The following is a 19,263-nucleotide window of genomic DNA, read 5'->3' on the forward strand; positions in this document are numbered from 1 at the left end:
CCTTTTATATTTGTAACTGATTCTGTATATTTGACGTTCTGTTATGTAAACGCTTACTTAAGTGTTTATATCCTATACAATAAAGGTACCAAATCGAAAGAGGTGGCCGAAATGAGTACGAAAAAAGTATATAGTTTCTTATCACAAGCATTTATATTCTCAGCTATTATGTTAATTTCAAATATTATTGCAACGCATTTACCAATTCCAATGCCTTCATCGGTAATCGGGTTAGTTATTTTATTTAGTCTATTATGTTTAAAAGTAATTAAATTGGAGCAAGTTGAATCACTTGGAACAGCTTTAACCGGTATTATCGGATTCCTTTTCGTCCCATCAGGTATTTCAGTTATTAATTCTCTTGGTGTAATGGGGCAATACTTTGTACAAATTTTAACTGTAATTGTTGTAGCAACAGTTATTTTACTCGCTGTAACAGGATTATTTGCACAATTCATTTTAGGAAAAGATGAAAAAGAAACAGAAGATACAAAAGAATTGAAAGTAGTAAATAAAGGACGCAAGCACGGAAAGGTTGCGTAACCATTGAATTTATATATTGTTAGGAGGTAATGAACATGGCAAGCACAATGACTCCATATTTCGGAATCGTCGTTTCATTAATCGCATATGGAATCGGAACATTATTATTCAAGCATTCAAAAGGGTTCTTCCTATTTACACCATTATTCGTAGCGATGGTATTAGGGATTGTCTTTCTAAAGGTAGGTAACTTTACTTTTGAAGAATATAATACTGGTGGAAAAATGATTAGTTTCTTCTTAGAGCCAGCAACAATTGCATTCGCTATCCCACTATATAAACAAGTTGATAAGTTGAAAAAATATTGGTGGCAAATTTTATCAGCTATCGTGGTTGGATCTATTTGTTCAGTAATTGTCGTGTTCATTGTTGCAAAAGCAATCGGTTTAGATACAGCAGTAATGAATTCAATGCTACCACAAGCAGCAACAACAGCAATTGCGTTACCAATTTCAGAAAGTATTGGTGGTATTCCTGCAATTACATCGTTTGCGGTTATTTTCAACGCAGTTATCGTATACGCATTAGGAGCATTATTCTTAAAAACATTTAGAGTAAAACATCCGATTGCAAAAGGTTTAGCACTTGGAACAGCGGGCCATGCATTAGGAGTTGCAGTAGGAATTGAAATGGGTGAGGTAGAGGCAGCGATGGCAAGTATTGCTGTAACGGTAGTTGGGGTTGTAACAGTAGTTGTCATCCCGATGTTCATGCCATTCATTGGATAGTAAAACTTACTTAAAAAATAAGAAAAGCAAGCTATTTGTAGGACAGATTTCTACTGATAGCTTGCTTTTTATGTTACAGTAGTGGTAAGACCTATTTAAAAAAATGTAAGTTTCCTTAAATCTTCATTAATACTATGTAGAATACGTTTTGAATTAGGTCATTGTATTGTAAAATAAGAAGTAAGCTACTATATACCTGTTAAGGTAGGCATATAATGAGTTTATAAAAATCTTAATATGAATGAATAATTAAAAGTAGAAAAGAGAGAGAAATCTACTTATTAACGTTTTAGTTTATAGGACAGGAGAGAGTATTCGTCGATTATGCAAATAAAAAACCTGTTTCAAAGCAAAGGATTTCAGAGGTTACTCGTATTAGTAATACTTGCTCTCGTGTTATACGGGCTGCAAAGTATGTTGAATTTAATATTAATTACGTTTATTCTCACGTATTTAATGGATCGATTCCAAAAGTTTATTTCCCGCAAATTAGATCATTTCATGCCTATTAATCGAAAAATTATTATAGCATTTCTATATGTAATGTTAATTGGTGGAATTGCTATTACGTTATTTAAATATTTACCAGTATTAACGATACAAATTTCACAATTGATTTACCAATTCAATGTATTTTTAAGAAACCCACCAGATAGCGAGCTAATTAAGTATGCAGTTAATGCTGTCAATCATATGGAGCTTTCTAAATATGTAGGACAAGGCGTAGACATTTTGTATAAATCGATTACGAATGTCGGGAAATTTGGCCTTCAAGTTTTACTTTCTTTAATTTTAAGTTTATTTTTCTTATTGGAAAAAGCTCGTATTTCTGCTTTTACTGCAAAGTTTAAAGAAAGTAGGCTTGCAATTTTCTATACTGAAATTGAGTACTTCGGAAAGAAATTTGCACGTTCATTTGGAAAGGTAATCGAAGCACAATTTTTAATTGCCGTTGTTAACTGTGTTCTTTCAGTTATCGCATTATGGATATTAGGATTCCCGCAATTATTAGGTTTAGCGTTAATGATCTTCTTACTTGGCTTAATTCCAGTAGCTGGGGTTATCATTTCGTTATTCCCACTTTGTATGATTGCTTACAATATTGGCGGTATTATGTACGTTGTTTATATTTTAGTTATCGTAACAGTGATTCATGCGCTTGAAAGTTACGTATTAAATCCGAAGTTTATGTCGCAAAAAACAAATTTACCGATTTTCTATACTTTTATGGTATTAATTTTCTCAGAGCACTTCTTAGGTGTATGGGGACTGATTATCGGTATTCCAATCTTCATTTTCTTACTAGATGTTTTAGACGTGACAAGTGATGAAATTGAGAAGGATGTTGGAACAAAATAAAGTGAAGTAGAGAAAAAGCATCGATGTTCGATGCTTTTTCTTTTATAACATTATGTTTCTTATGCCATACTGTAAGGAGAATATAGAATAGGGGTGAAGTAATGGCTGTAAATGAAAAGATAGAATTGGCTACATTTGCTGGAGGGTGTTTCTGGTGTATGGTTTCTCCATTTGAAGAGATGGAGGGAATTATACAGGTTGTTTCAGGTTATACAGGCGGTCATAAAGAGGACCCAACGTATAAAGAAGTGTGCTCAGAAACAACAGGACATTATGAAGCGGTACAAATTACATTTGATGCAAATAAAATGTCGTATGAGGAATTGTTACATATATATTGGAGACAAATTGATCCGACCGATATTGGAGGACAATTCCACGACCGCGGACAGTCTTATGAAACAGTGATTTTTTATCATAATGAAGAACAACATAAAAAAGCTGAGGCCTCAAAAGAAGAGCTTGAGCAGAGTGGACGCTTTTCAAAACCAATTGCGACAAAAATACTACCAGCAGCTACATTTTATCCAGCTGAAGAATATCACCAAGGATATCATAAGAAAAACACATTCCGCTATGAGTTATATCGTAAAGGCTCAGGACGAGATGCTTTTATTAAGCAACATTGGCCAAAGGATAATGCTCATTTAAAAGAAAAACTCAATGAGATGCAGTTTTATGTAACGCAGGAAAATGGTACAGAACCACCATTTCGAAATGAGTATTGGAACCATAAAGAGGAAGGTCTTTATGTAGACATCGTTTCAGGTGAGCCGCTATTTACTTCTCTAGACAAATTTGATAGTGGATGTGGATGGCCTAGTTTTACAAAAACAGTTATGTCAGCAAGTGTGAAAGAAAAGATGGATGTAAGTCATAATATGACACGTACAGAAGTGAGAAGTAAAGAAGGAGACTCACATCTTGGGCACGTATTTCCAGACGGTCCAGGACCAAATGGCCTTCGTTACTGTATTAATTCCGCAGCTCTTCGATTTATTCCAAAAGAGGAATTAGAGAAAGAAGGCTATGGCGATTTCCTAATCTTGTTTGGAAATAAAAAATAACCTCGCAGTTAGCGAGGTTATTTTTTGTTATTTTGTTTTTTTCTTTTTAAATTTGCTTAATACTTCATAAACGATTGGAACAATAAGAAGTGTTAATAACGTTGAACTTGTTAATCCACCAATTACCGTTACACCAAGTCCTTTAGAAATTAAGCCACTACCTTCAAATCCTAATGCAAGCGGGATAAGAGCACCGATTGTTGCAATTGCAGTCATTAAAATTGGACGAAGGCGTGTTGCACCAGCTTCTAATAAAGCTTCACGTGTTGATAGACCTTCATTTTCTTTATGAATAACGCGGTCGATAAGCACGATTGCATTTGTTACAACGATACCGATTAACATAAGGGCACCGATCATTGCAGATACACTTAATGTTTCACCAGAGATTAATAAGGCAACAAGAGCCCCGATGATTGTGAATGGTAGCGAGAATAAAATTGCGAATGGTGCAAGAGCACCGCCAAATGTAACGACAAGAACGAAGTATACAATGGCAATCGCAGCTAACATCGCTAAGCCAAGTTGTTTGAATGATTCTTGAATATCTTTAGTAACACCGCCCATAGAAACATCTACACCAGAAGGAAGATCCATTTTATCTACTTCTTTTTGGACTGCAGCAGATGCTTTTGAAACGTCATCAGATGTTAATTTTGCACTAACCTCTGCATAAACACGGCCATCTCGGTGTGTTACTGTATTCGATGTTTCACCTTCTTTTACAGTCATAACATCTTTCACAGCTACTTCATTACCAAGTGGCGTTGTAATTTTACGATTTGTTAAGTCATCAATTGTTTCATAATTTTGTTTTTCAGCTTCTACATATACATTGATATCTTTACCGTCTTTTTTAATTGTTGTCAAAACAGGTCGATCATGTTGATTAGAAAGTCCCATTCCAATTTGAGCAGCCGTTAAGCCCATTTTACTCAGCTTTTCTTGATCTGCGACTAAAGTGTACTCTGCATATGTTTTTGCAATACTAGAATCTATATCTTTTAAGTCTTTATTTTTCTTCATGATATTTTGAATATCTTTTACGACAGGCTTAATGTCTTCTGAGCTATCTCCGTAAACGTATAGTTTAATTTCATTACTACCGCCACTTGCTCCGAAGTCTTGGTTTTTCCATTCGCCTTTGCCAGACATTTTCTGTAAATCTTTAACGACTTGTTCTTTTTCTTTTTCGAAGTTTTTCGTGTCGTTATCATATTGAACGAAGAACATAGCTTGATTTGTTTGACCAGGGCTCATTGGGTTCTCTCCACCTAATGAGAACTGAATTGTTTTCACGTCTTTATTATCTTGGAAGTGCTTTTCAGCTTTCGTTGCAATTTTTTCAACGTCTTCTAATGTTTGACCTGGTTCAGGTTTGTATGTTGCGATAATCATTTTTTCTTCTTCAGAAGGTAAGAAACTTACACCGATAACGGGCACAAGTGCGAGACTACCAACTAATAGAAGGACAGCAATACTAGATGTAATAATTTTGTGATTTAAAGCCCATTCAAGTATACGTTTATACCCATTTGCTAATTTGCTCGGTTTCTCTTCATGATGTACCTCTTTTTCTCTCATGCTTTCTTTCTTAAATAAGGAATGAGCAAGCATTGGTACGATTGTAACAGCCACTAGTAACGACGCTAATAAAGCGAAGACGATAGTTAAGGCAAATGGTAAGAACATTTCACCAATCATACCTTTTACTAGTCCGAGCGGTAAGAATACAGCAATTGTTACAATGGTAGAAGACATAATCGGGATAAACATTTCTTTCGTAGCTTCACGAATTAAATCTTTTCCTCGTAATTTCTCTTCTGATAACGACATACGTCGATAAATATTTTCAATAACAACAATCGAGTCATCGACAACGCGGCCTATAGCAACTGTCATTGCTCCAAGTGTCATAATATTAAGCGTAATATCCATTTGTTTTATGACTAAAACAGCAATTAATAAAGAAAGTGGTATTGAAACGACAGAGATTAACGTTGTTCGAATATTTCGTAGGAACAGCATAATAATAACAATCGCAAAGATAGCACCGAAAATTGCTTTGCTCAGCATTGTTTCAACTGATTTTTCAATAGGTGCACCTTGGTCGAATGTTGAAATGATCTCTAAATCTTTATATTTTTTCTCAAGATCTTTTACTTTATCTTTTACTGCATTTACAACATCAACTGTATTTGCATCAGAGGCCTTCACAATTTGAATTCCAATTGCTTCTTTTCCATTTGTTCGAGAAATGGATTCTGCTTTCCCAACTTCTTTAATGTCAGCAATTTCGTCTAATGTAACTGTTGGAATTCCGTTCATAGCAGCTGGATTCATTTGCGGCGTTTGTGCACCAGCGCCAGCATTTTGACTACCTTGACCGTTAGGTGATGAAGGTATAGCTGGGATTTTAAGTTCTTTTAACGCTTTAATCGTTGTAATATTGCCATCTACAACAACTGATTTTTCCGTGTCTTTAAACGTGTATAAGCCAAGTGGTAAAGATACGTCCGATCCCTTAATCACATTTTTTACAGTATCTTCACTTAGTCCTAATTCTTTCATTTTATCTTTCTTGAAGACGAGCTGTACTTCATCTACTTGTTGACCTGCAATTTGAACAGATGCAACACCATCAAGTCCTTTTAATCCTGGTACAACATTTTTCTCTACATTTTCAGTTAAGGTAGCTAAAGATTCATTCTTGCTTGCTACGCTTAACGAAATAACAGGAAAAGCATTGAAGTTTACTCGTGAAACTTTAGGATCTTTAACACCTTCTGGGAGTTTTACATTCGTGAGAGCTTCTTTAATTTCTGTTTCAGCTTTTTCCATATTTTTATCAAAATCGTATTCTACTTGAATAGAAGATGCGTTTTGAAAAGATGATGAGCTCACAACGTTAACACCGCTTAAATTTTGTAGTTGTTCTTCCATCGGCTTTGAAACTTTATCAGCTACTTCTTCTGGTGTAGCACCAGGATAGACCGTAGTTACTGTCACAATCGGTGTTGTAATATCAGGAATTGTTTCCAGCTTCATATTGAGGCCAGAGTAAATTCCCGCAATAGTAACAATAATGGTTAGTAGCCAAACTGCGAACTTATTTTTTAACGAGAAATTGATGATTTTGTTCATGTTTGCGCTCCCTTTTTATTATATTGACCAACTGGTCAGTCTAATACATAATATAACTGACCGTTTGGTCAATCGTCAATAAAAAGAGATGGTATAATAAATCCATAATAAGATGCGAGATTAAATTTAGGAGAGAAGATATGAAAGAAAAAGAGCGTTTAATTATAGAATCGGCTATGAAGTTATTTGCTACTAAGGGTGTAAATGCGACATCAGTGCAGGAAATTGTGACAGCTAGTGGTATATCTAAGGGGGCTTTTTACTTATATTTTAAATCAAAAGATGAGCTTTTATTAGCGACACTTCGATATTATTATGACAAAATTCAAAAGAAAATGCTGGATATTGAGCAAGAGTCTTTGTTACCACGTGAAAAATTTGCAAAACAATTACATTGTCAGTTTAATGATATACAAAGGCATAAAGAGTTTATTATTATGCATGCGAGAGAAAATGCGATTCCGTTTAATAAAGAAGTGGAAGAATTTATGATGCGGATGAAGTTAGAGTCTCATGCATTTTATCGAAATAGTTTATTGTCCATTTATGGTGAAAAGATTATGCCATATTTATTGGATTTAGTAATTATGGTGGAAGGCATATGCCGTGGGTATTTAGAATTAATTATTTTACAAGCAACAGAAATTGATTTATCTTACGTCTCTGCTTTTATTTTAAAAAGAGTAGATAATCTAGTAGATGGCTTGGTAGAGTCTTCGGAAGAGCCTATTTTACATGAAGAAAAGCTTGGAGAATTTCTTTGTAAATCAGAGCTCATTAAGGAACAAGTTAAAGAGCATTTTTTAAAAGAAATTATTGGATTTAAGCGCACTCTAGCTGATCAATTAGAGGACGATGAGTTGCTAGTAACATTAGATGTTTTAGAGGCGGAAATGCGATTGCTTAATCCAAGAATTCCGGTAATTAGAGGTATGTTAGCAAATTTAGAGGCGTATCCGGAATTAAAAGAATTTCGATTACGCCTTATAGGATACTACAATATAAAAAATTCTTAATAAAAACAAGTAAAAAACTCCTTGTCTACACAAGGAGTTTTTTCTTAAAGACTACTTACTATTTTGAGACCATTCTTCAACATCCCAAACCTTTGTGATCCAATCTTCATAGAATTCCGGTTCGTGACATACAAGAAGAATAGTCCCTTTGTATGCTTTCATAGCCTTCTTTAGTTCTTCTTTTGCTGTAACATCAAGATGGTTTGTTGGCTCATCAAATAGTAGCCAGTTACTTTCTTCACCCATTAACTTACATAAACGAACTTTTGCTTGTTCTCCACCACTTAATTGACTTAATGGGCGAGAAATATGTTCGTTTTTTAATCCGCATTTTGCTAACATCGCACGAATTTGATGCTGGTCTAGGCCAGGGAATGTATTCCATACATCATCAATTGGTGTTATATTATCAGCTTTAACTTCTTGCTCAAAGTATGCAGGCTCTAAGAAGTCACCAAGACTTGTTTTACCGTTTAAAGGTTTAATTTTACCTAAGATTGTTTTTAGTAACGTTGATTTACCAACACCATTACATCCAACAATAGCAATTTTTTCACCACGCTCAATTGTCATTGATAGCTTTGGTAGTAGCGGATATGTATATCCGATTTCTACATTTTCACCTTCAAAGACGAAGCGGCTACTTGCACGACTTTCTTTAAATGAGAATTCAGGTTTAATTGCTGTTTCCGGACGATCAATAAGTTCCATACGATCAAGTTGTTTTTGACGACTCTTTGCACGACCTGTCGTTGAATAACGAGCCTTGTTCTTTGCAATGAAGTCTTCTTGCTTTTTGATAAACTCGCGCTGCTTTTCATAAGCGTTTATATGTTGATTTTTATTGATTTCTGCTAGTTCTAGGAATTTTTCATATGTCGCTGTATAGCGTGTCATTTTTGTGAATTCTAGATGGAAAATAACATCAACACATTTGTTCATAAATTCTGTATCATGAGAAATTAATAAGAACGCATGTGGATATTCTTTTAAATAAGTTGTTAACCAATGAATATGTTCAACATCTAAATAGTTAGTAGGTTCATCAAGCAATAACACTTCTGGTTGTTCAAGTAATAGCTTTGCAAGCAATACTTTTGTACGTTGTCCACCACTTAGTGCTGAAACATCACGATCTAAACCAATAGCATCAATTCCAAGACCACGTGCAGCCTCTTCAATTTTCATATCTAGTAAATAGAAACCACCTGCTTCAAGTGCATCTTGTATTTCTGCCATTTGTTCAAGAAGTTCTTCTAGTTCTTCTGGTGTAGCAGTTCCCATTTTTTCTGTAACTTCATTTAAAGCTGTTTCCTTTTCGAATAACGGTAAAAATGCATCCGCTAGTACGTCACGAATTGTACGTCCAGGCGTTAAAACCGTATGCTGATCTAAGTAACCGTAATGTGTGCCTGGTGTCCATTCTACACGACCTTCGTCATGAATAAGCTGACCAGTAATGATATTCATGAATGTTGATTTACCAACACCGTTTGCACCAACTAATCCAACGTGCTCACCTGCTAATAATCGCATAGATACATCTTTAAATAATGTACGATCGCCAAATGTATGTCCTAATTTTTCAACTGTTAATAAGCTCATAGTATCCTCCGTCCAACTTGAAATAGTACCTTGAATCATGATACTAAATTCTTTCATATAATGCCATCATTTCAAAATGTATATTTTTTCAAAAAAAGGGTTGCATTAATTTTCTGAAAATATATAATATAATTGAACAGTGGTTAATTAAATGTGTGAGGTATGAAATATGTCGCCAAGGAAAGCAGTTAAACAAGAACTAACAAGAGAAATGATTATGAATGTAGCTAGGGGGCTATTTATAGCACAAGGATATCAACATACTTCAATGCGCAAAATTGCAACAGAACTTGGATATAGCCATGGTTCGATTTATTATCATTTTAAAAACAAAGCAGAGCTATTTTACGCAATGGTGGAACAGGATTTTCAATTATTAAATAAAAAGTTAGATGAAATTTGTAATCAAAAATTATCGAGAGAAGAGCAACTAAGAGCAGTTTTATTCGGTTTTATTGAATTTGGTCTAAGAAATCAGAGTCATTATGAAATTATGTTTTTAATTAAAGATGACGGATTAAAAGAGTGTTTGGCAAATAGTCCTAATGTTAGCTATGAAAAATTTGCGAAGGTTATTTCTTCTTTATGTGATGGGAAATTAAATGCGATGATAATATGGTCTGTTTTTTTATCATTACATGGATTTGTAGCACATTATTGCAGAAGTGGCCAAACGTTTGAAGAACTACAAGGTTTGGCTAAGGTACATGTAGAGTTTATTTCAAAATCGCTTCTTATGTAAGTGATTTTCTTTTTAAAATTAATTGAACGATGGTTAATTAATTTAGGAGGGGATTTATAATGAAAAAAGCTTTAGTATTAGGTGCTTCCGGTTCAATGGGTTGTGCAATTGTAAACGAATTATGTAGCAGAGGGATTCATGTAGTTGCTTTTGCAAGAAATAAGGAGAGATTAGGTGCATTATTTTCTGGGAACAAACATGTAGAAGTTGTAGCAGGCGACGTATTTATACAAGAGGATATAATGAATGCTGCTAAAGATGTTGATATTATATTTCATGCTGTAAATATTCCGTATTCAGATTGGGAGAAACAACAAGAGAAATTATTAATAAACATATTAGAGGTATCGAAACATTACGGTATCAAACTAGGAATAGTTGATAATATTTATGCGTATGGAAGGCAAGGGGAAGGGCTTGTAAAAGAAGATGCTAAAAAGAGACCACAAACAAAGAAAGGGAAGATTCGTTTACAACTTGAAGAGATGGCAAAACAAGCTAATGTACGAATGTTTATTGCTCATTTCCCAGACTTTTATGGTCCAAATGCAGAAAATACACTTGTCCATCATACATTAAAGGGAATACTTGCAAATAAAATGTCTAGCTTTGTTGGAGATAAAAAGATTGCCCGTGAATATATTTTTACACCAGATGGTGCAAAAGCGATGGTTGAATTAGCTTCACATGATGAGGCCTATGGACAAAATTGGAACATACCAGGTTATGGTGTCATTACAGGTGAGGAAATGATTCAACACATACGGGAATTAACGGGATATACCAAACGAATAATAGCTGTAAAAAGAGGAATGATCCAGTTCATTGGTCTGTTTGATAAGCAGATGAATGAATTTGTGGAAATGCTATATTTGACGGAAAAACCAGTTGTATTAAGCGGGGAGAAATATGAGAGGTGTATCGGGGAGATACCAAAAACTTCGTATTATAATGGGCTAAAAGAAATGATTATATCTATGCAAAAAAAGGGTGTGTAAATGTTAGGATATAAAAAAGTTACTTCTACCTATAGAAGTAACTTTTTTGTTATGCCTTTTGTTTAACTTCACTAACTTTCTTTTCAGCTACAATAAAATGTGGTCTACGTTTTGTTTCATAATAAATACGACCGATATATTCACCAATAACACCTAGGAATATGAGTTGAATACCGCCAATAAATAGTATAGCGGAAATGAGAGTAAAGTAACCAGGAACTTCCACACCACCAAGGATGATTTGAACGAACGTAGTGATTACATATAAAAGTCCAAAAATGGTTGTTAGTAATCCGAGATATATAGATAGACGTAACGGTTTATTATTGAATGAAATTACACCATCAATTCCGTAATTTAATAATTTCGAGAAGGTCCATTTACTTTCTCCATCAGAACGTAATACATTTTCATATTCAATGATTAATTCGTTATAACCGATCCAAGAGAATAAGCCCTTTGAAAATCGGTTGTATTCACTTAAAGATACTAAAGAATCAACTGCTCTTCGACTTAAAAGTCTAAAGTCACCAATACCATCTACTAATTCAATATCTACAAACTTATTCATCACCTTATAGTAAAGACGAGAGACGAAAGAGCGAACGGGTGAATCACCAGTTCTTGTCCTTTTTGCAATGACTTGGTCGTAGCCGTCGTTATATCCTTCTAACAGTTCTTTTATTAACGTAGGAGGGTGTTGTAAGTCAGCATCCATAATAACAATTGCATCGCCTGTAGCATATTTTAAACCTGCTAACATTGCAGCTTCTTTTCCGAAGTTTCGACTAAATGATATATAGTGTACTGACGAATCTGAACTAGCTAAATCGCGTAAAATATTTAAAGTATCATCTTTACTACCATCATTAACAAAAACAAATTCATAATCGGTAGTTAATTTATGAATTTCAAGAGAAGTCTCTGAATAAAAGGCACGAAGCACCTTTTCTTCATTGTAGCATGGTACAACGATTGAAAGAGTCATTTTTGACACTCCTTGTTTGTAATGGGTTAAAACAATGTTATGCGTTTTATATGAAGCTACCCAATTGGATAGCTTCATGATTCATTGAGTGCTCATTATTGCTTTTTAAAAGAAAATTTTCGTCGTGCTTTTGGATTTGTGAAAATTAGTAAAGCTACACAAATAATTAGTGAGATGATTGATATAATCATACCTAATTTAAAGTAAGGTGTAACGTAAGTCATTTCGATTACATGTGAGCCTTTTGTAATGGGAACACCGATAAAGGCAGAATTCGCTTTCGTAAATTCCGTTTCTTTTCCATCAACTTTTATAGTCCAACCTTTACTATATGGAACAGATAAATATAGGAGCCCGTCTTTATTTGAGTTGATATCTCCTTTTAAATAATTGTTCTTATAATAAATATTTTCAAGTCTACTTTCAGTTAATTTTTTTGTTTCTTTTTGTACACTTTCATAGTTTACAATATTTGCTTGTAAGTCACCTAATTCATACTCACCTGCCGCATCAATAGAGATAGTTAGGTTTTCTGGACGCTCATTGCCTAAATTGTAAACAAATCTTTCTAACGGATACGAGTATGCACCAGCATCGTCACCTTTTCCTATCGTTTTTCCATTAACAGCTGCATTGAATGTACCTGCATTTTTCAATTTTAATTCTATCAGTAGATCACCAGGCGTATTAGGATAATTGATAGGTACGATCATATTTCCATAGCCATGAACAATTAGTTTGTTTCCTTCTTTTTCCATGTTTTCGAATTTTGCTTTTTCCGTTTTAATAGATACTGCCTTTGATTTAAGATCTTGTTTATTAAAATGGTTTAATGAAAATTCTTTTGTATTATTAACGACAACAGCATGTAATAATAATTGATCACGCTGAGCGAAGTTTAATTTAGAAAACTCTTCTTCACTTATAGCTGAATCATATACATATCCTAACGGTAAAGCATAGTCGTTTTTGTAAATATTATACGGTCCTACTTGCTGTAATAGTTTATATCCATAAGGTACATTCTTTGGATCTGTATCAGCACTTAATACGCGATATTTTACACCTAGCATATTTTCAAGTAGTAGTCGACTATCAGCTTGATAAAACATTGAAGGTGTATCGTACATTTGGAATACGCCATATTTATTTTTCATAAAGTCATGGACATAATAATTAACCAAGCTTTGATACGTACTTACGCCATGATATCCTTGTAGCATTGGTGTGTTATATTCGCTATATGGATTAAGAATACGATAAAAGTCTTTATCATTTTCTTGTATGTAGCGAATTGCAGCAATTTCTTCTTTATTATCATAGCCTGGTTCGTGTAACTTTTCAGTTGAAATCTGGCTCTGTCCGTAAACGGTACTAAGTATATTATTCGCATACATATAATTCATAGAAATTGTGCTAACGAGTATGTTCAATACAACTAAAAATTGTATGAAGGGTTTAGAAATATAACGCCATAAACATACTGTAATAACAGAAAGAACGACAGTTCCGAGTAAAATGTTATCAACGTCTTGTAAAGGTTTATCAGTTACATTTATATTTGCTTTTCTATAAAATGCATAAATGAATAATCCAATAGACACTAATAAACTTATTAAATAAGGTAATTTGTAGTCTTTCTTATGAACAATCATCCAATCTAAGATGTATGCAATTGTTTGGGCAATGACAAATACAAATAAATAAAACCATCTAGATTGCATTGCTGAAAAACCATTAAATACAGAATATGTATATGGAAGCATAAATAGAATGAACATGAATAACGTAAAGAATACTTTATTTTTAACGAGTTTATCACGTATAAACATTCCAAATACGATTAAGAATAAAATTAAAGCTGGTAAAGCTAGTTGATGATTTTCAGCACTATACATGAAGAAAATATTTTCCATTAAATCTTTATAAAATTTATCTTCAAATAATAGTGGTATCTCAAACTTTTTTGATAGTCGATCGGCGCTAAATACGGCATTAACTGATGGTAGGAAGCAAACGGCGGCTAAACCGAGTGATAGTCCGTACAATAAGCCGATTCTAATATAATAAGTTAGAAAAGAGACAATCGTTTTATTTTGTTGTGTCGCAAAGTATTGGAATAATGCATAAATGAATATGAAAATACTTGTGATAAAAGCAAAATAAAAGTTTGATGCTAACATTAAAGTAGCAGCGATTAGGAAAAGTCCGCGCTTCTTTTCAATAATATATTTATCAAGTCCCCATATTACTAATGGTAAAAATACAATGGCATCAGCCATGAAATCCCATAGTAAAGAGTGGCGGATGAAAGTAATACAGCCACCATATATAATAGCAGCAACAAAAGATGAGAATGCTGTTTTATTATGGTAACGTAAAGAGCCATACATGAATAACATAGCTAAAAAGTTTTTTAAAATACTCATGTATAATTTCACGTCATACACTTGCTCAAGACTTAGTTTAGGTAGTAACAGTGTAATCCAGAAAAACGGTGATGTGCTGTAATAATAACTAAACTCTCCAAATAAATCTCCACCTAACCCATAATCAAAAGACCAGAAAAGGTTGCCATCTTTAAAGGCATGTTGCAGAAGAAACGTAAAGAAGCCAAATTGGCGTAATGCATCCCCTGTACCAGAAAAGGCTTGATTAGATGTTAAAAAGAAATAATGAAAAGCAAAAGCACACAATAATAATATTGGCATAATTATTATCGTTTTCTTGGAAAAGAACTTATTATTCGGCTTTATGCTCATAAAAATTGATAATCCTCCTTTAAAAGTTGTTATCATGTAGCAACTAGTTTTTAGGTAGCATATAAAAACACACCAATTTTTAAAGGTGTGTTCTTTAGTTTTAACATGAGAAAATATATATTTTTGTTGAAGCATATATATTTTTACAGGCGTTGAAATTCATAGTTTACATGTAATTTAGTATAAGGCATTTTCAGAAAGTAAGTCAATTTGACCTGGAATATATAGAATTTTTTTACTGAAGAAAAATGGTGGTATATAAAAAAACAAAAAGCTTTTCCTATTTAAAAATGGAAAAGCTTTTTGTTTTTAAGCATGTTTACGAATGAGCTTTTGTTTTATAAACCCTAAAACGAATCCACGTATTTGAGGGTCAATTAAAACCCCGATTATACCGTATAGTATACCAGTAAGCGTTAAAGCAACTAATGGTGGTAAGTTGATTAATGTAAATCGGTATATGCCATAACTAATAAGAAAGGCTAAGGAATTAAATATAATTCCTTTAACTAATAATTGTATGCCTTTACGAATAAAGAGGGTAAATCCGATTAATAGTGTAATTTCGGTAAGGATAGCTGCGACAGCTGCCCCCATCATTCCGTATTTACTACCTAATACAATATAACTTATGATGGCAACAACTAATCCAATAGTCATTGTTGTTGCACGTTTCCATTGCTGGCCAATTGTTGTTAAATTGTCGGCTAGTGGATAGTTAATTGATTGTAAAATAACCATAAACGCTAAAATAGCAAGAGCGTCACCAGCGGGAGCGTACTTTTCTCCTAATAAACTAACAATCCAGAAACTTGGATCAGCAATAAAGGGAATAGAAATTCCCATTCCTAAAAAAGACATAAGTTTTAATTCAAAACTTGATAATTTTCTATGTTCTTCAATGTTTTTCTCATTACCAAAAGCAAAAAGCCTTGGATAAAAGGCAGCTGCAATTACTCCAGGTATTTGATATAGTACAGCAGGTATTTTAGATGCAGCACCAAAGAATCCAACTTGATTATATGTTGAAACTTTTTCTAATATAATAGGCCCCAATTGTGGTAAGAGCATGATGATGATTCCATTGATTGTAAAAATAAGTAGTTGATCTAAAATACCTTTATCCCAACCCTTATGGACTTTCGTATAGCGTATTGTCATTATAAAGGCGATAACACCTGTTACAAGACTAGATACCCCGTACATGGCAGCAACCATCATAAGTGACCATTGAAAAGACATTCCTAGTAATAAGGCAGCAGCAGCTGTTACACCTTGTAGTACAGAAATAATAGCTGTAAATTGCATGCGTTCTGTTACTTGGAAGTAAGCCATTCCAACACCTTGTAAAGTTGCTCCGAACATTGTTGGTAGAACAACCCAATATACCATCGCACGTAAGTAAGCATCGGGATAGAAGAACTGGGCAAAAATGGCGAAGAGTACAGAAATTACGATAGCTAATATTAAACGAATACGTAAATAACTACTTATTAGTACACTAATATTAGCATCGCTTCTCGTTCCTTCACGCATAAACGTATGTGTCAAACCTGCATCTGTAAAGTAACAAATAACAGCTGAAACTGCTAATGCAGTTGTAAACATACCGTAATCCTCTGGAGAAACATATCTTGCAAAGAGAATTGTTGCAATGGCCAGTACAAAGCGGACAGTAATGTTTCCTACAAATAGGTAGGATGCGTTTTTTAGAATTTTATTTGTTTTCATGAGAAAGGACCTTTCTATTCTTTAGGACCCGGTTAGCTTGTCCTATTTGTAAATTTGATTTGTTCACAGAAAGAGAGAGTATCGTTATATTTTCGGTTTAAGAAAACAGAAATTTAATTCGTACAAACCAAAGCATTGCATATAGCTTTTTACTACGCTTTCCATTTTTTGAATAGATTTTACGGCAATATCTCTTTATATCTTTTTTGATTAATTGAACTTGGGCATTATTTAATTGAGAGTTTTCTTTAATGTATATACAAGCATTATTGATAACCGTATAAGGGAATAAATAAGTCTCAAGAATTTCAATAAGTGACTGAGAATCTTTTGTAATGAAATCTTGAGATTTATTATGTACCCAGTCCTTCATACGATTGAATACTTCCAGCTCTTTTGTTGTTTTTAATTCATAATCTTTATACTTAGAAGAAAGATTTCCTTCTGATAAGATTCTATAATATGTTAAGTATTCATCGACATAACATACATTTGTCACACTCATAAGCTTAAATAAAAACTCCAAGTCTTCGCCCCAACTACATCCTGGTGTAAAACGAATGTTATGATCCATTACGATGGATCGTTTGAAAATCCAAGTACTTGTTTGAGCAACAACTTGATGTGTTAGGAATGCTTTTGCCATATCGCCTTTAATAAAGTTTGTTGTATGTTCAACCTTCTCGCCTGTTTCTTCGTAGAAATTCATATAACCACAATAGCACGCGTCCATGTTGTTTTTATGCATACTTTCGACTTGCTTCTCAATTTTAGTTGGATGCCATAAGTCATCACTATCAAGGAAAGCGACATATTCTCCGCTAGCACTTTCGATACCTGTATTACGAGCTACCGAAACACCTTGGTTTTTTTGATGAACGTATTTTACTTGCCTTGGATATTTTTCGGCAAGGTTTTTCACGATAGAAGGTGATTGATCTTTACTTCCATCATCTACAATTACAATTTCAATGTTTTTATATGTTTGATCTAGTATTGACTGCATTGTTTCTTCAATATATTTTTCCGTGTTATACAGAGGTATGACAACAGAAACAAGTTGCTTTTGTTCCATCATAGAATTTTTATCTCCTCAAGTTTTTTATGTCTTGCACCATATATACAAGCCCTTTGAAAGGGAGAAGATTACAAGAACATCTGTATAAGTTTAACGCATATAAACTTTGTAAATCAACTTTCTATTAAAAAGGTGGCGGGAAGTGAGATTCTTATGGTTAATTCTCGTATTTCAAACAGCTTTAACATGTTTATTGCATATAAATTCTTATTTATACCATTTTAACTTATTAGTAAGTAGGATGTATTTATTGTAACGATTGTGAAGGCGAATAAATTATTATTGAGAATAAAAAAACCTCTTAATTTTTGAAATAAATTAAGAGGTTTTTTATATTAACTTTGAAATATTAGGTTAGTCTTTGTCTGGCTTAGTTGCATTTAATTTTTGCTTTAGTAACGCATAATCTTGCGTTAATGTTACAAGTTGATGATGTTGTTTAGAAATTTTTCTTGTTAGGTCAAAAATTAAGATGAAACAGAATAATAGTCCAAATAAGAATAAAATGGAAGGGGGATATTCTACTTTTAATAGTTTTCCAATCCAGTTTATAATTTTATCAGTAGAACTTAAAATAGCCATTGCAATACAAACTAAAATCCATAAAATAGCATATTTCGTTTCTAAAGTTCCACGGCGAATGGAATTAATAATTAATAATAATAATAATAAAATAAAGATGAATGAAAAGGTAATTATAGGCATTTATATTATCAACCTTTCACGATTTTTTGCATCAATATAGCAAGACTTACTTTAATCATGTAATATGCAGATTTAAAAGGTGTAATGGAAGATTGTCCACCTTGTCGCTCTTGCATATTTACAGATATTTCATTAATGCGAAGTTTTTTCTTTTTTAAATGAATAAGAACTTCTGGTTCTGGATAATCTTTTGGATAGTTGTGTGCAAAAATTTTAATTACCTCTCGATTGATAGCACGATATCCAGAAGTTGGATCCATAAATGTTTGTTTTGTTAGTACTTTCAATAGAGCAGTAAAATAAAAAATACCGATCCTTCTAGAAATACTACCTTTATATGCTGTTTTTTCTGTAAAACGTGACCCTAGCACCATATCGCATTCATCTTCAGCGATAGGCTTTATAATTTTATATAAATCATCTGGATTATGTTGTCCATCAGCATCGAACTGAATCGCAATATCATATCCGTTCTCATATGCGTATTTATATCCAGTTTGTACAGCTGAGCCAATACCTAGGTTATATGGTAAATTCACAAGGTGAACAGGAAAATCTTTTACGATTTGAGCTGTTTTATCGTGTGATCCATCATTAATAACGCAAATGCTTAATCCTGTAAAATGCTGTTTTAGTTTTAATAATCTTGTTAATGTATCTGCAATTGCTTCTTCCTCGTTATACGCTGGAATAATAATTAACGTTTTTGGTATTGAAATTGGTACTTCAATAGTCATTACCGCACCATCCCTTATATACTTAATCATATTATGGTTATTTTTAAACGAACTTTATTT

Annotated in this window: 15 protein-coding genes; 7 read left to right on the forward strand and 8 right to left on the reverse strand. The window is 33.3% G+C overall.

Annotated elements, in window-relative coordinates; all coding sequences use genetic code 11:
* The first annotated feature begins 111 nt into the window (after positions 1–111).
* The 4 genes from lrgA to msrB all read left to right on the forward strand — a co-directional run bounded on the left by lrgA (position 112) and on the right by msrB (position 3,697).
* A complete protein-coding gene (lrgA, locus tag ACTJJY_RS10660; protein ID WP_000104901.1) occupies positions 112–543 on the forward strand; it encodes an antiholin-like murein hydrolase modulator LrgA in 432 nt (143 codons plus the stop codon).
* A 35-nt stretch (positions 544–578) separates the two neighbouring features.
* Positions 579–1,271, forward strand: a complete 693-nt coding sequence (gene lrgB / locus ACTJJY_RS10665; protein ID WP_000168869.1) for an antiholin-like protein LrgB — start codon at positions 579–581, stop codon at positions 1,269–1,271.
* Positions 1,272–1,595: 324 nt separating this feature from the next.
* Positions 1,596–2,630: an AI-2E family transporter gene (locus ACTJJY_RS10670; protein ID WP_440605473.1), complete on the forward strand. Its 1,035-nt coding sequence runs from the start codon at positions 1,596–1,598 to the stop codon at positions 2,628–2,630.
* Between the two features lie 101 nt (positions 2,631–2,731).
* The gene (gene msrB, locus ACTJJY_RS10675) at positions 2,732–3,697 is read left to right on the forward strand and encodes a peptide-methionine (R)-S-oxide reductase MsrB (protein ID WP_440605474.1); all 966 of its coding nucleotides are present in this window, start codon (positions 2,732–2,734) and stop codon (positions 3,695–3,697) included.
* 27 nt (positions 3,698–3,724) lie between these two features.
* On the opposite strand, the gene ACTJJY_RS10680 is transcribed toward msrB, so the two are convergent.
* Complete coding sequence (locus tag ACTJJY_RS10680) at positions 3,725–6,841, reverse strand: efflux RND transporter permease subunit (protein WP_001033497.1); 3,117 nt, start codon at positions 6,839–6,841, stop codon at positions 3,725–3,727.
* 140 nt (positions 6,842–6,981) lie between these two features.
* Here ACTJJY_RS10680 and ACTJJY_RS10685 point away from each other — a divergent pair, with 140 nt between their 5' ends.
* On the forward strand, positions 6,982–7,857 hold the full coding sequence (locus ACTJJY_RS10685) for a TetR/AcrR family transcriptional regulator (RefSeq protein ID WP_440605475.1): 876 nt from the start codon (positions 6,982–6,984) through the stop codon (positions 7,855–7,857).
* A 51-nt stretch (positions 7,858–7,908) separates the two neighbouring features.
* Here the strand turns inward: ACTJJY_RS10685 and ACTJJY_RS10690 are convergent, their stop codons facing one another.
* Positions 7,909–9,462, reverse strand: coding sequence for an ABC-F family ATP-binding cassette domain-containing protein (locus tag ACTJJY_RS10690; protein ID WP_440605546.1), 1,554 nt, complete (start codon positions 9,460–9,462; stop codon positions 7,909–7,911).
* A gap of 169 nt (positions 9,463–9,631) precedes the next feature.
* On the opposite strand from ACTJJY_RS10690, the gene ACTJJY_RS10695 reads away from it, so the two are divergent.
* Positions 9,632–10,204, forward strand: a complete 573-nt coding sequence (locus tag ACTJJY_RS10695) for a TetR/AcrR family transcriptional regulator (protein WP_440605476.1) — start codon at positions 9,632–9,634, stop codon at positions 10,202–10,204.
* A 59-nt stretch (positions 10,205–10,263) separates the two neighbouring features.
* Positions 10,264–11,202 carry an NAD(P)H-binding protein gene (locus ACTJJY_RS10700; RefSeq protein WP_440605477.1) on the forward strand — a complete coding sequence of 313 codons (939 nt, stop codon included), beginning with the start codon at positions 10,264–10,266 and terminating at the stop codon, positions 11,200–11,202.
* 49 nt (positions 11,203–11,251) lie between these two features.
* Here ACTJJY_RS10700 and ACTJJY_RS10705 read toward each other — a convergent pair whose 3' ends face one another.
* From ACTJJY_RS10705 to ACTJJY_RS10730, 6 genes are all read right to left on the reverse strand, one after another.
* Positions 11,252–12,190, reverse strand: a complete 939-nt coding sequence (locus ACTJJY_RS10705) for a glycosyltransferase family 2 protein (RefSeq protein WP_000175828.1) — start codon at positions 12,188–12,190, stop codon at positions 11,252–11,254.
* 95 nt (positions 12,191–12,285) lie between these two features.
* On the reverse strand, positions 12,286–14,952 hold the full coding sequence (locus ACTJJY_RS10710) for a YfhO family protein (RefSeq protein ID WP_440605478.1): 2,667 nt from the start codon (positions 14,950–14,952) through the stop codon (positions 12,286–12,288).
* Positions 14,953–15,261: 309 nt separating this feature from the next.
* Positions 15,262–16,683, reverse strand: coding sequence for a flippase (locus ACTJJY_RS10715; RefSeq protein WP_098614779.1), 1,422 nt, complete (start codon positions 16,681–16,683; stop codon positions 15,262–15,264).
* Positions 16,684–16,780: 97 nt separating this feature from the next.
* Positions 16,781–17,761, reverse strand: a complete 981-nt coding sequence (locus ACTJJY_RS10720) for a glycosyltransferase family 2 protein (RefSeq protein WP_097961414.1) — start codon at positions 17,759–17,761, stop codon at positions 16,781–16,783.
* Positions 17,762–18,115: 354 nt separating this feature from the next.
* The gene (locus ACTJJY_RS10725) at positions 18,116–18,466 is read right to left on the reverse strand and encodes a DUF2304 domain-containing protein (RefSeq protein ID WP_097961415.1); all 351 of its coding nucleotides are present in this window, start codon (positions 18,464–18,466) and stop codon (positions 18,116–18,118) included.
* An 8-nt stretch (positions 18,467–18,474) separates the two neighbouring features.
* The gene (locus ACTJJY_RS10730) at positions 18,475–19,203 is read right to left on the reverse strand and encodes a glycosyltransferase family 2 protein (RefSeq protein WP_000151535.1); all 729 of its coding nucleotides are present in this window, start codon (positions 19,201–19,203) and stop codon (positions 18,475–18,477) included.
* Positions 19,204–19,263 lie beyond the last annotated feature (60 nt).

It is taken from the genome of Bacillus sp. 22475 (genome assembly GCF_052044835.1).
Taxonomy (GTDB): Bacteria; Bacillota; Bacilli; order Bacillales; family Bacillaceae_G; genus Bacillus_A; species Bacillus_A cereus.